This is a genomic window from Dactylosporangium aurantiacum (genome assembly GCF_000716715.1).
GTDB lineage: Bacteria > Actinomycetota > Actinomycetes > Mycobacteriales > Micromonosporaceae > Dactylosporangium > Dactylosporangium aurantiacum.
The window spans coordinates 22118-34800 of sequence record NZ_JNYJ01000035.1; the positions used below are offsets into that span (position 1 = coordinate 22118).

Below are 12683 nucleotides of genomic sequence, written 5' to 3' on the forward strand. Positions count from 1 at the left end.
CGGCTCAGAGATCGACGGTCCAGGTGCCGCGGTCCGGCCGGAAGCCCGCCTGGCGCAGCAGGTCATGGCCGTTCGACGGCAGCGCGGCCGCGAGCCGGTGCGCCGAGCCCGCCCGCAGCGCGTCGACGAGTCCTTGCAGCACCTGTACGGCCAGATCGTGCCGCCCGGGCGGCGCGGCGAGCCGGATCAGCCGGAAGGTGGTCCCGTCGGACTGGACGGCGGCGAGCGCGGCCGCCGGCTGCTCGTCGTCGCAGATCGGGTCGACCAGCTCCCACCACTGCACGTCGGGCGTGTCCCAGCCGGCGGTGATGCGCCGGGTCACGGCGAGACGGTGCGCCGGCACGCGCCGGACGAGAAGGAGGGGATCCACGCCGTCAACTGTGCGGGGCGGGGCTTGCAGGACCCTTGCCGTCGATTTGCCACCTGGCGTCAGCCACCCGACCCGCGGGCCGGCGCGGCCCGCGGGTCGTGGCAAACCTTCAGAACCCGAACGTTCAGAACCCGAACGACGAGACCAGCACGGCGCGCGCGATGGTGTGCGCGACCACGTTGAAGCCCACCACGTTCGCCGAGGCGTCGGCGCCGATCTCGAGGGCGTCGACGTCCAGGGCGTGCACCGCGAAGAAGTACCGGTGCGGGGCGTCCTTCGGCGGTGGCGCCGCGCCGCCGAAGTCGCGGGTGCCGTAGTCGTTGCGGGCGTGGATCGCCTCGTCCGGCAGGCCGTCCTTGTCGCCGGTGCCCGCACCTGTCGGCAGCTCGGTGACGCTCGCCGGCAGGTTATACACGATCCAGTGCCAGAACCCGCCGCCGGTCGGGGCGTCCGGGTCGTAGCACGTCAACGCGAAGCTCTTCGTCTCGGCCGGGAACCCCGACCAGCTCAGGTGGGGTGAGGTGTTCCCGCGCTCGTAGACCTGCGCGTCGGGCAGCGTGCCGCCGTCGGTGAGGTCCTCGCTGGTCAGCGTGAACGCCGGCACCGCGGGCAACGAGTCGAACGGCGACGGCGGGCGGGGTCGGTCGGTCATGCGCACGCTCCTAGTGCTGGGCTTTGCTCCTAACCTGATCCTCTTACCCAACGACCACGGCGCTCAAGTGACGCAGTTCAGGACCCGCCGGGCGTACCGGTCAGCCTCGCGTACTCCGCCTCGGTGCCGATCGCGGCGCGCCGGTCGGGGTGCTCGACGTAGTGCTCCACCACCGAGCCCAGGAACACCGGCTCCACGGCGAGCATCTCCAGCGGGACCAGCAGCCAGCCCGGCTCCATCCGCCCCGGCCGGCGGATGCTCAGCGCCAGCTTCGGGCTGCGCACCGTCAACGGCAACGGCCGCTGGGGCACCCTGACCAGGTCGTCCCACCGGACCCGGCGGCTGCCGCCCGCCCGGATCGCCAGCCCGTCGGGGCTCACCACGATCCGCGGCCCGCGCAGCAACGGGATCGCGGCCAGGGCGATGAGCAGCGCGGCGACCGCGTTCAACGTCACCCGCAGGCCCAGCGGCGTCGACGGGTCACTCTCCAGGAACAGCGTGCCGAGCAACGCCCAGGCCATCGTCGCCCGCCCCAGCCACACGGGCGACCCGGGCACCACGAACGCGTCCCCCCGCACCCGCAGCGCCGACGGCGGCGGCTGCATCACCGGCCGCAGCGCGATGCCGAACCCGATGAAGGCCGCGCTCAGCAGCACGATGGGGGCCAGCAGGAGGGTGACCGCCAGCCACACCGGCGTGTGCGCCTCGGTCACCCCGAACTCGTAGCCCACCCGCAGCCCGACCAGCACCACGGCGACCGCCGCGGCCGCGATCCGGCTGCCGCGCACGTATCGACCCAGCCGCTCCGGCGTCACACCGCCCAGTGTACGAACGCATCCACCCGCCCACATGACTCACGCCGCGCGACGGGGCTCCGGGTCACACGTCCAGCGCGGTCACACTTCCAGCGAAGGGAAGCGGGCGCGCAGCGCCGGCAGGGTCGGCATGGAGACGGCGCCGCCGCGGGACTCGCAGACCAGGCCGGCCACGTGGACCGCGACCCTGGTCAGGGCCTCCCAGCCGGCGAGGTCGGTGGGCAGGCCGCGGGTCATGACGCCCCAGGACAGGCCGGCCATGGTCGCGTCGCCCGCGCCGGTGGCGTCGACGGGGGAGACCGTGGGGGCGGGGACGCGTACCGTGGCGTCGGCGTGCGCGACGAGGGCACCTTCGGCGCCGATGGTCACCACCACGGCGCCCGCGCCGAGGGCGAGCAGCCGGGCCGCGGCCTGCGTGGGGGACTCGCCCCACAGGGCGGCGGCGTCGGCGGAGCTGAGCTTCACCAGGTCGGCGGTGGCGGCGAACTCGGCGACGACGTCAGGGTCGACGCCGACGACGGGGCGGACGTTGGGGTCGAAGACGCGCACCGGGCCGGGGGTCGCCCAGGCGGTGCGGGCGGCGGCGAGCACGGGCGGGCTGAGCAGGCACATCGAGCCGCAGTAGAGCAGGCCGGCGGCGCCGACGAGGTCGGTGTCGACGTCACCGGCGTCGAGCAGGCCGTAGGAGGGCGGGTCGCCGTAGAAGCGGAACGTCGGCTCGATGCCGCGGAACGTGGTGACGGCGAGGGTGGTCGCGACGCCGGGAACGGTGACCACGCCGCGGGTGCCGACGCCGGCGGCGGTGAGGAAGTCCAGGATCCGGCCGGCCCAGGGGTCGTCGCCGACGGAGCCGGCGAACTCGCTGGGCGCGCCGAGCCGGGCGATGCCGACGGCGACGTTCAGCGGCGCCCCGCCGATCGCCGGGTGGTAGACGAGCTGCCCGGCCGGCTCCGCAGGGGAGTCGGCGGAGGACTCCAGCAGGTCGACCAGCGCCTCACCGATGACCACCGCGTGTCGTGTCATCCGGCCAGTACATCACTTCGGCTGACGCGCCAGCCAGAGCTCGCGGGCCAGGTCGCCGGGGCCGAGCTGGCTCACCGCGGGTTCCCGGCCGAGGGCCGTCGCACCCTCGGCGTCCTTCGTGGCGTACCAGATCTGGTCGGGGTCCAGGACCGGCAGGTCGTCGGTGCCGGGGACGAACGGGGCACGCGCGGTGAACACCAGCTGGGCGCGGGCCGGGTTGAGGTCCCGGTCGCGCAGCAGCCGCAGGGTCTCCGCGGCCAGGCTCGGGTGCACGGCGGCGTCGAGGTCGTCGACGAGGAGGACCCCGCCGCGCTCCAGCATCGGCAGCAGCGCCGCGAGCAGGTCCAGCCAGGCGATGGTGCCGTCGGACTCGGCCCAGCCGCCGAGCGCCGCGGGGCCGGTGCGGCCGGCGTGGACCAGCCGCAGCAGGTCCCGCTCGACCCCGACGACGCCGAGGTCGGCGTGGCTGACCAGCAGCGTCAGCTGCTCGCTCCACCGGTCGGCGAGGTGCGCCAGGCCGCCGGCGAGCCGGGCGCCGGGGGTCAGCCGCACGGTGCGGACGCCGCGCAGCCAGGCGGCGACCGGGGCGAGCCACGGGTGCTCGATGTCCCCGCCGAGGGAGAGCAGGGTCGTGTCCGGTTCGCAGGCGGCGGCGAGGTGGTCCAGGCGGCTCTCCGGCAGGCAGCGGAAGCCGGTGCGGTCCCGCTCGAACCAGACGCGCCGGCGGTCCCGGTCGGTGGCGTGCAGCCACTCCCCGGCGATCTCGTCGCGCTTGTACGCGCAGCCGTACACGTACCGCACACCGTCGACCAGGAACTCCACCTCGAGCCGGGTCGGCAGCAGCCGTGCGGCCGGGTCGAGCTGGAACGGCTCGAAGCGTTGGGTGGCGTCGCGGACGTCGCTGCCGGACGCGGCGAGTGCCCGCAGCGTCGACATCGCCCGCAGCACGGTCGACTTGCCGGCGGCGGTCCCGCCGAAGATTCCGCACAGCGGCGACACGCGCAGCGTCCCGCCGTGGCCGAGCGGCACGCCGAAGCCGCCGTCGGGCCCGCAGAGCATGGTCAGCTCCTGGATGTCACGGACGGAGCGGTGGTTCTGGAGCCTGAACTTGAGCAGCATCGCCTGCCGAGGCTAGGCGCCGCCGGGCCGGGAGACCGGCGAAGCCGTGGAGATCACCAAGGATCTAACCCCAGGCTCTCCGGGACCGTGTGGCGGTGCGGCACCGCGTCGGGGATCACCGGTTTGAGCTGGCCGGTGACGAACACGGCGTGCCACACGCAGAAGACGAGCACCGTCCAGATCTTGCGGGAGTGGTCGGCCTCCTTCTTGCGGTGCGCCTTGAGCAGGCCCCGGACCACGTCGAGGTCGAGCAGGTCGCCGGCGCCGGAGGAGTCGAGGATGCCGTGCGCCCAGTCGTGCATCTCCGTGCGCAGCCACGGCCGGATCGGCACCGGGAAGCCGAGCTTCTTGCGGTTGACGATCGGCTCCGGGACGATCCCCGCCAAGGCCCGGCGCAGCGCCGCCTTCGTCTCCTGCGAGCGCGGCGGCACCTTCAGCTCGCTCGGCAGCGTCGAGGCCACCTCGAACACGGCCCGGTCCAGGAACGGGGTGCGCAGCTGCAGCCCGTGCGCCATCGTCATCCGGTCGGCCTTGACGAGGATGTCGCCGCGCAGCCACGTGTACAGGTCGATGTACTGCATGGTGGCGACGTCGTCGAGGGCGCTGGCCTCCTTGAACACCGGGGCGGTGACGTCGGTGTGCCGGATGCCGGCCGTGTAGTGCCGCAGCAGCGCCGCCTTCTCCTCCTCGGAGAAGATCCGGGCGTTGCCGTAGTAGCGCTCCTCGATCGGGGTGGTCCCGCGCTCCAGGAAGCTCTTGCCCTTCACCCCCTGCGGGATCACCCGCGACACCGCCCGCAGGCCCCGCTGCATCGAGTCGGGCAGGTGGCTGACGCCGGCCAGCGACAGCGGCTCCCGGTAGATCGGGTACCCGCCGAACAGCTCGTCGGCGCCGTCACCGCCGAGCACGACGGTCACGTCCCGGGCGGCCCGCTCGGCGAGCAGGAACAGCGGGACGAGCGCCGGGTCGGCGACCGGGTCGTCGAGGTGCCACACGATGCGCGGCAGCGCCCGCATCAGGTCCGCGGGGTTCACGACCGTCGCGGTGTTGCGCACGCCGAGCGCCCGGGCCGACTGCTCGGCCACCTCGATCTCGGAGAACTGCGCGATGTCGTAGCCCACCGTGTACGTGCGCAGCTGCGGGTCCGCCTCGGCAGCGAGCGCGACGATCGCGGTGGAGTCGATGCCGCTGGACAGGAACGCGCCGACCGGCACGTCGGCCTTCAGGTGCGCGCGGACACTGTCGCGCAACCCCTCGGTGATCCGCCGGACCAGGCCGTCCTCGTCGCCGGTGGGGGTGGGCCGCAGGTCCAGCTGGCTGTAGCGGCGGTTGGCCAGGGGGCCGCCGGGCGTGTACACGAACGACTCGCCCGCGCCGAGCCGCCGGATGTCGGGGTGCATCGTGGCCGGCTCCGGCACGTACTGCATCGTCAGGTAGTGCTGCAGGTTCGCCGGGTCCACCGCGGCCCGCCGCTCCTCGGCGACGAACGGCAGCAGGGCCTTGCGCTCCGAGGCGAGGTAGACGCCGTCGTCGGTGGTCAGCTGGTACAGCGGCTTCACGCCATACGGGTCACGCGCGCCGAAGGCGCGCCGGGCGGAGCCGTCCCAGATGACGAACGCGAACATGCCCCGCAGGCGGCTCAGCACGCTCGGGCCCCAGTGGTGGTACGCGGCGAGGATGACCTCCGCCTCCGACTCGGTGGCGAAGTCGGCGCCCCGGTCCTCGACCAGCTCCTCGCGCAGCTCGGCGGCGTTGTAGACCGCGCCGTCGAACACGATGAGATACCGGCCGCGGGTCACCCCCATCGGCGGGAACGACACCGGCTGGCGCCCGCCCGTGAGGTCGGTCACGGCGAGGCGGTCCGCGCCGAAGACGACGTCGTCGGTGACGACCACGTTGGTGTCGTCGGGCCCGCGGTGCCGCAGCAGCTCCAGCGCCTCGACGACCCGCTCGCGGTGCGCCGCGGCCCGCCCACGGGCGCTGACGAAGGTGAGAAGACCAGCCATCCGTCCTCCGCCCTCGCGCTGCCCTTGCCGTGCCCTTGCTTGATCGAAAGGTGCTCCAGGACAAAGTCTCGCACGGGGTACCGTCGCAGGAGGAGCACGAATTCGCAGCGATGGGACAGGCGGAGATGGACGAGTCAGCGGGCGGCCAGTCGCACGATCCGGATTTCCCGGACCGGTTCATCGAGTTCATGCGCACCGGCTGGCGCGACACCACACTCGACGTCGCCCCGCGCCCCGAGGCGCCGGACCACGCCAAGCGCCGCGGCGAACTGTCCGCGGCCTTCCCCGGCGAGACGCTGATCATCCCGACAGGCGTCGACAAGGTCCGGTCCAACGACACGTACCACCCGTTCCGCCCGGGCACCGAGCACGTGTGGCTCACCGGCGAGCACGACCCCGAGGCCGTCCTCGTGCTGCGCCCCACCGACAGCGGGCACGACGCCACCCTGTACCTGCGCCCCCGCTCGCCCCGCGACACCGACGAGTTCTTCCGCGACCGCAACCACGGCGAGCTGTGGATCGGCCGGCGGCACACCCTGCAGGAGAAGGCCACCGAGCTGCAGCTGCAGACCGCGCACCTCGACGAGCTGCCGGCCGCGCTCGACGACGCGGCGCCCGGCCGCACCAGGGTCCTGCGCGGGTACGACCCACGCGTCGACGCCGGCGTCCGCTCCGCGTCCACGGCCCGCGACGAGGAGCTGGCCACCGTGCTGGGCGAGCTGCGCCTGGTGAAGGACGCGTGGGAGATCGAGCAGCTGCAGGACGCGATCGACGCGACCACCCGCGGCTTCGAGGACGTCGCCCGGATCCTGCCCGCCGACCGCCCCGTCAGCGAACGCCTCATCGACGGCGTGTTCAGCCTGCGCGCCCGGCACGACGGCAACACCGTCGGCTACGGCTCCATCGTCGGCAACGGCGCCCACGGCGCGATCCTGCACTGGACCCGCAACGACGGCCGCACCCGCCCCGGCGACCTGCTCCTCATGGACATGGGCGTGGAGAACCGCCACCTGTACACCGCCGACGTCACCCGCACCGTCCCCGTCTCCGGCACGTTCACCCCGCTGCAGCGCCAGATCTACGACCTGGTCTTCCACTCCCAGCAGGCCGGCATCGACGCCATCAGGGCCGGCACCCGCTTCGCCGACGTGCACCAGGCCTGCATGCGCGTCCTCGCTGAGGGCCTGTCCGACCTGGGCATCCTCCCGGTCAGCGTGGACGAGGCGATGGATCCCGCCTGCATCTTCTACCGCCGCTGGACGCTGCACGGCTTCGGCCACATGCTCGGCCTCGACGTCCACGACTGCGCGACCGCCCGCAAGGAGCGTTACCGCGAGGGCGTCCTGGAGGCCGGCTACGTCCTCACCGTCGAGCCGGGCCTGTACTTCCAGCCCGAGGACGAGTTCGTCCCGGCCGAGCTGCACGGCATCGGCGTCCGCATCGAGGACGACGTCCTGGTCACCCCGACCGGCGCCGTCGTCATGTCCGAGGCGCTGCCGAGGTCGGCGACGGCGGTCGAGGAGTGGCTCGCCACCCAGCGCGCGGCCGGCCCGCGCCTGCCGGGCTGAGCCAGCTGCCGCGCTGTGCTAGCTGCCGCGCCTCCGGCGCGGCGGCGGGGGTTCCCACCCGCGGCCCCCATGCTCCCTGCGGTCGCACTTTCCGACCTGCACCGACTGGGGAGATTGGGCGCTGCGCTTCCTGGCTTCGTCGTGGTTGGGCTTTCGTGGGGGGTTGGACGGGGCGGAGCCGTGGTGGTCGCCCTCTCCTAGCGGGGCTGGACAGGGCGGAGCCGTGGTGGTCGCGATTTCCCGGCGGGCTGGACTTGGCGGAGTCGTTGTGGTCGCGCTTTCCCGGCGGGGCTGGACTTGGCGGGGCCGGGGTGGTTGCCCCGCCTGTCCTCGTCCCGGCGGTGGCGCCGGCCGGTCGTCGGGCTAGTCGTCGAGCCAGAAGGTGTCGTGGGTGAGCATGAACTCGTCGCGTTCCAGGGGGGTGAGGGTGGACAGGTTCGGCAGGCCCTCGAAGTACGCCTCGCGGGGCGCGCCCGGGGAGAAGTGCAGCAGCATGGAGGCGGGCTCGCCGGACTCGTTGGCGAAGGCGTGGATGCCGCCCTCCGGGACGTGGACGAAGTCGCCGGGGGCGGTGTCGATCCAGCGCTTGCCGTCGTAGATGCGCACCGAGCCGGACAGGATGTAGAACGACTCGGAGATCGAGCGGTGGTAGTGCGGGGCGGGGCCGCTGCGCGCGGCGCTCATCTCCCACCGGTACAGGCCGAACAGCCCATGGGTCGACTCGCCGGTGGCGAGGTAGTGCACGGTGTTGCCGTTGGCGTAGGTGAGGTCCGGTGCGGTGGCCGCGGGGCGGTACGTCGCGGACACCTCGCCGGCTGGGCCGAGATAGTACGGCGGTGGATAGGACATATGCCAACAATACGGCGCCGCGGTGGGCGTCCCGGCCGGGACGGGTAGGCTGTTGACCCCGTGACGACCATCGAGCGCATCCGCAAGCCCATCCGGACATATCATCCGCGCCGGGGGCGGCTCAGTGGCCGGCACTTCGACGCGCTGGAGCGGCTGGCGCCGCGGCACGGGTTCGAGCCGGGGGATCCGGTGGACGTGCTGGAGATCGGGTCCGGGATGGGGGAGGCGACCCTCGAGATGGCCGCCGCGGACCCCGGGCGGCGCTACCTCGCGGTCGAGATCCACACCCCCGGGGTGGCGAACCTGCTGGCCAACATCGAGCGGCGCGGCCTGACGAACCTGCGCGTGGTCAGCGTGGACGCCCTCGACCTGTGCCGCGAGCACATCCCGGACGCGTCGCTGGCCGCGGTGCACGTGTTCTTCCCCGACCCGTGGCCGAAGGCGCGGCACCACAAGCGGCGGCTCATCCAACCGGCCAACGCCGCGCTGCTCAGCGCGAAGCTGCGGGCCGGCGGGCTGCTGCACTGCGCGACCGACGACCTCGGCTACGCCGAGTGGATGCTGCAGACGCTGACCGCGGAGCCGACGCTGCGCAACCGGTACGACGGCTACGCGCCGCGGCCGCAGTCGCGGCCGGTGACGAAGTTCGAGCAGCGGGCCCTGGCAGCCGGGCGCACGCCCGCCGACCTGATGTTCGTGAAGTCGTGACCGCGGGCCTGGCCGCCCGGGTCCCGCGGGGCGGGGACCCCGACGCCGTCTTCGACGCGTTCGCCGCCTGGGCCAAGGAACAGGGCCTGGAGCTGTACCCGCACCAGGAAGAGTCGCTGATGGAGATCGTCTCCGGGGCGAACCTGATCCTGAGCACCCCGACGGGCTCCGGCAAGAGCCTCGTCGCCGCCGGGGCGCACTTCGCCGCCCTGGCCACGGATCGCACGACGTTCTACACGGCGCCGATCAAGGCGCTGGTGTCGGAGAAGTTCTTCGCGCTCGTGGCGATGTTCGGCGCCGAGAACGTGGGCATGCTCACCGGCGACGCGTCCGTCAACGCCGACGCGCCCATCATCTGCTGCACGGCGGAGATCCTCGCCAACATCGCGCTGCGCGACGGCGCCACGGCCGACGTGGGCGTCGTCGTCATGGACGAGTTCCACTTCTACGCCGAGCCCGACCGCGGCTGGGCGTGGCAGGTGCCGCTGATCGAGCTGCCGCAGGCGCAGTTCGTGCTGATGTCCGCGACGCTCGGCGACGTCACCCGGTTCGTCGACGACCTGACGGCGCGCACGGGGCGGCCGACGGCCGTGGTGAAGAACGCCGAGCGGCCCGTGCCGCTGATGTTCCACTACTCGATGGACCCGCTGCACGAGACGATCGAGGAGCTGCTGAGCACGAAGCAGGCGCCGGTCTACATCGTGCACTTCACGCAGGCGGCGGCGCTGGAGCGGGCGCAGGCGCTGATGAGCATCAACGTGTCGACCCGCGCGGAGAAGGACATGATCGCCGAGGCGATCGGCCGGTTCCGGTTCACCGCCGGGTTCGGCAAGACCCTGTCCCGGCTCGTCCGGCACGGCATCGGCGTGCACCACGCGGGCATGCTGCCCAAGTACCGCCGCCTCGTGGAGACCCTCGCCCAGGCCGGGCTGCTCAAGGTCATCTGCGGCACCGACACCCTCGGCGTCGGCATCAACGTGCCGATCCGCACCGTGCTGTTCACCGCCCTGTCGAAGTACGACGGGCAGAAGACCCGCCTGCTGTACGCCCGGGAGTTCCACCAGATCGCCGGGCGGGCGGGCCGGGCCGGCTTCGACACCATCGGCACCGTCGTGGTGCAGGCGCCCGACCACGTCATCGACAACGAGCGGGCCCTCGCGAAGGCCGGCGACGACCCGAAGAAGCGCCGCAAGGTCGTGCGCAAGAAGCCGCCGGAGGGTTCGATCGGCTGGGGGCGCCCGACCTTCGACCGGCTCGTCGACGCGGAGCCCGAGCCGTTGCGCTCCAGCTTCCAGGTCTCGCACGCGATGCTGCTCAACGTGATCAGCCGCCCCGGCGACGCGTTCGCCGCGATGCGGCACCTGCTGACGCAGAACCACGAGGACGTGCACTCGCAGCGCCGGCTGATCCGCCGCGCCATCGCCATCTACCGGGCGCTGCTGGCCGGCGGGGTCGTCGAGCAGCTGCCGGAGCCCGACGAGGAGGGCCGGCGGGTCCGGCTCACCGTCGACCTGCAGATGGACTTCGCGCTCAACCAGCCGCTGTCGCCGTTCGCGCTCGCCGCGATCGAGCTGCTCGACCGGGACGCGCCCGCGTACGCCCTGGACGTGCTGTCGGTCATCGAGTCGACCCTGGACGACCCGCGGCAGATCCTGTCGGCGCAGCAGTTCAAGGCCCGCGGTGAGGCCGTCGCCGCGATGAAGGCCGAGGGCATCGAGTACGAGCAGCGCCTGGAGCTGCTGGACAGCGTCACCCACCCGAAGCCGCTCGCCGAGCTGCTCGACAACGCGTACCACCTCTACAAGCAAGGCCACCCGTGGGTCGCCGACTACCAGGTGAGCCCGAAGTCCGTGGTCCGCGACATGTACGAGCGGGCGATGACGTTCGTCGAGTACGTCGGCTTCTACAGCCTGTCCCGCTCCGAAGGGCTCGTGCTGCGCTACCTGGCCGACGCGTTCAAGGCGCTGCGCCAGACGGTGCCGGAGGACGCCCGGACCGAGGAGCTCACCGACATCATCGAGTGGCTCGGCGAGCTGGTCCGGCAGGTCGACTCGAGCCTCATCGACGAGTGGGAGCGGCTGCGCAACCCCGGCGAGGAGGGCGAGGCGGCGGTGCTCGACGACCGGCCGCCGGCCGTCACCCGCAACCTGCGCGCCTTCCGGGTACTGGTCCGCAACGCCCTGTTCCGCCGGGTGGAGCTGGCCGCGCTGCGCCGCTTCGACGAGCTCGGCGAGCTGGACGGCGAGCACGGGTTCACCGCCGACGACTGGCAGGACGCGATCGAGGACTACTTCGACGAGTACGACTCGCTCGGCGTCGGCCCCGACGCCAGAGGTCCGGCCCTGCTCGTCATCGAGCAGAAGCCGGACCGGTGGTTCGTGCGCCAGATCTTCGACGACCCCGCGGGCGACCGTGACTGGGGCATCACCGCCGAGGTCGACCTGGCCGAGTCGGACGCGACGGGCTTCGCCGCGATCCGCGTGACCGCCGTCGGCCCCATGTCGGACGGTTAGGCGGCGGCGGGCACGGTGCGCAGCGCCGCCAGGAACTCGGCGGGATGGGTGAACGCGGCGAAGTGTGACGCGCCCTCGATGAGGACCAGGGACTTCGCCGGGGCGTCGACCTCGGCGAAGTACTCCACCGCGGGGCCGGTCAGGGTGACGACGTCCTGCGCGCCCTGGAACAGGTGGAACGGGATCTCCAGCCGGGTGCCGCCCTCGCGGGCGTCGAAGCGCATGAACTCGGCGAACATCGCGTCCCGCACCGCCGCGAAGCCCTTCAGCCAGGCGACCACGTCCCGCAGCGAGTAGTCCGGCTTCGTCAGCAGCAGCGAGAACAGGGTCTTCAGGCCGCCGTTCGGGTTGGCCGGGTCGGTGCCCATCGACCACTGCATGCGCCGGCCCCACGCCTTCACGTCCCAGGTGCGCGGGTCCGGGTCCAGGGCCTGCAGGGCCGCGACGCCGCGGGTGTTGCCGGCGGCGCGCAGGCGGGCCAGGGTGTCCGCCCGGCCCTGCCGCTCGTTGGCGACCATGTCGACGTAGAAGTCGGTGCCGACGTACGCGCTGAACAGGTCGGGGCGCCGGCGCGCCATCGGCAGGCCGACGATGGTGCCCATCGAGCCCGCCATCAGGATCACCCGGTCCTTGCCGAGGTGTGCGCGGACGTGCTCGGCGACCTCGATGCCGTCGGCGACCATCCGCTCGAACGTGAGGTCCCGCGGCGCCGGCATGCCGTTGCGGCGCAGGGTGCGGCCGCAGCCGCGGCGGTCCCAGTGCACGACGGTGAAGTGCCGCTCCCACTCGCGCTGCACGGCGGTGAACACCGAGTACGGCGAGCCCGGGCCGCCGTGCACGACCAGCAGCACCGGGTTGGCCCGGTCCTCGCCCCGGATCTGCAGCCACTGCTCGACGCCGCCGATGCGCACGTAGCGGCCCTCGACGATGCCGTTGGGGGAGGTGATGCGGGCCCGCGCGGCGGCGCGGCGCTTGAGGACGGTCCGGACGGTCAGCGGGGCGGCGAGGACGGCGAGGGCGGCGGCGAGAACGATCAGCGCGGTGGTCATGCCGAGAACTG

General features: G+C 72.9%; 11 protein-coding genes. 3 read left to right on the top strand and 8 right to left on the bottom strand.

The genetic code is table 11. The features are described from left to right. Positions 1 to 4: 4 nt before the first annotated feature. The 6 genes from OP18_RS32725 to asnB all read right to left on the bottom strand — a co-directional run bounded on the left by OP18_RS32725 (position 5) and on the right by asnB (position 5985). Positions 5 to 370, bottom strand: a complete 366-nt coding sequence (locus tag OP18_RS32725; protein ID WP_156089962.1) for a hypothetical protein — start codon at positions 368 to 370, stop codon at positions 5 to 7. Between the two features lie 124 nt (positions 371 to 494). After that, positions 495 to 1022: a YbhB/YbcL family Raf kinase inhibitor-like protein gene (locus OP18_RS32730; protein ID WP_033362983.1), complete on the bottom strand. Its 528-nt coding sequence runs from the start codon at positions 1020 to 1022 to the stop codon at positions 495 to 497. A 77-nt stretch (positions 1023 to 1099) separates the two neighbouring features. Beyond that, positions 1100 to 1837, bottom strand: coding sequence for a hypothetical protein (locus OP18_RS32735; RefSeq protein WP_156089963.1), 738 nt, complete (start codon positions 1835 to 1837; stop codon positions 1100 to 1102). An 81-nt stretch (positions 1838 to 1918) separates the two neighbouring features. Then, positions 1919 to 2860: a PfkB family carbohydrate kinase gene (locus tag OP18_RS32740; RefSeq protein ID WP_033362985.1), complete on the bottom strand. Its 942-nt coding sequence runs from the start codon at positions 2858 to 2860 to the stop codon at positions 1919 to 1921. 12 nt (positions 2861 to 2872) lie between these two features. Further along, positions 2873 to 3979, bottom strand: a complete 1107-nt coding sequence (locus OP18_RS32745) for an AAA family ATPase (RefSeq protein ID WP_033362986.1) — start codon at positions 3977 to 3979, stop codon at positions 2873 to 2875. Positions 3980 to 4032: 53 nt separating this feature from the next. Then, complete coding sequence (asnB, locus tag OP18_RS32750) at positions 4033 to 5985, bottom strand: asparagine synthase (glutamine-hydrolyzing) (protein ID WP_052387674.1); 1953 nt, start codon at positions 5983 to 5985, stop codon at positions 4033 to 4035. Positions 5986 to 6110: 125 nt separating this feature from the next. On the opposite strand from asnB, the gene OP18_RS32755 reads away from it, so the two are divergent. Beyond that, positions 6111 to 7553 (top strand): aminopeptidase P family protein, encoded by a 1443-nt coding sequence (locus tag OP18_RS32755; protein WP_389253608.1) that lies wholly within the window; start codon positions 6111 to 6113, stop codon positions 7551 to 7553. Positions 7554 to 7916: 363 nt separating this feature from the next. Here the strand turns inward: OP18_RS32755 and OP18_RS32760 are convergent, their stop codons facing one another. After that, on the bottom strand, positions 7917 to 8402 hold the full coding sequence (locus OP18_RS32760; RefSeq protein WP_033362988.1) for a cupin domain-containing protein: 486 nt from the start codon (positions 8400 to 8402) through the stop codon (positions 7917 to 7919). A 60-nt stretch (positions 8403 to 8462) separates the two neighbouring features. Between OP18_RS32760 and trmB the strand changes: the two genes are divergently transcribed. Further along, on the top strand, positions 8463 to 9110 hold the full coding sequence (trmB, locus tag OP18_RS32765) for a tRNA (guanosine(46)-N7)-methyltransferase TrmB (RefSeq protein WP_033362989.1): 648 nt from the start codon (positions 8463 to 8465) through the stop codon (positions 9108 to 9110). Positions 9111 to 9118: 8 nt separating this feature from the next. Continuing rightward, the gene (locus tag OP18_RS32770) at positions 9119 to 11623 is read left to right on the top strand and encodes a DEAD/DEAH box helicase (RefSeq protein WP_033363083.1); all 2505 of its coding nucleotides are present in this window, start codon (positions 9119 to 9121) and stop codon (positions 11621 to 11623) included. Here OP18_RS32770 and OP18_RS32775 read toward each other — a convergent pair. Next, positions 11620 to 12672 carry an alpha/beta fold hydrolase gene (locus OP18_RS32775; protein ID WP_033362990.1) on the bottom strand — a complete coding sequence of 351 codons (1053 nt, stop codon included), beginning with the start codon at positions 12670 to 12672 and terminating at the stop codon, positions 11620 to 11622. The genes OP18_RS32770 and OP18_RS32775 overlap by 4 nt on opposite strands. Positions 12673 to 12683: the final 11 nt, after the last annotated feature.

Bases quoted from the DNA above. Each gene is read 5' to 3' on its own strand.
- OP18_RS32730 (WP_033362983.1), bottom strand. From the start codon at position 1,022: ATGACCGACCGACCCCGCCCGCCGTCGCCGTTCGACTCGTTGCCCGCG.
- OP18_RS32740 (WP_033362985.1), bottom strand. From the start codon at position 2,860: ATGACACGACACGCGGTGGTCATCGGTGAGGCGCTGGTCGACCTGCTG.
- OP18_RS32745 (WP_033362986.1), bottom strand. From the start codon at position 3,979: ATGCTGCTCAAGTTCAGGCTCCAGAACCACCGCTCCGTCCGTGACATC.
- asnB (WP_052387674.1), bottom strand. From the start codon at position 5,985: ATGGCTGGTCTTCTCACCTTCGTCAGCGCCCGTGGGCGGGCCGCGGCG.
- OP18_RS32755 (WP_389253608.1), top strand. From the start codon at position 6,111: ATGGACGAGTCAGCGGGCGGCCAGTCGCACGATCCGGATTTCCCGGAC.
- OP18_RS32760 (WP_033362988.1), bottom strand. From the start codon at position 8,402: ATGTCCTATCCACCGCCGTACTATCTCGGCCCAGCCGGCGAGGTGTCC.
- OP18_RS32775 (WP_033362990.1), bottom strand. From the start codon at position 12,672: ATGACCACCGCGCTGATCGTTCTCGCCGCCGCCCTCGCCGTCCTCGCC.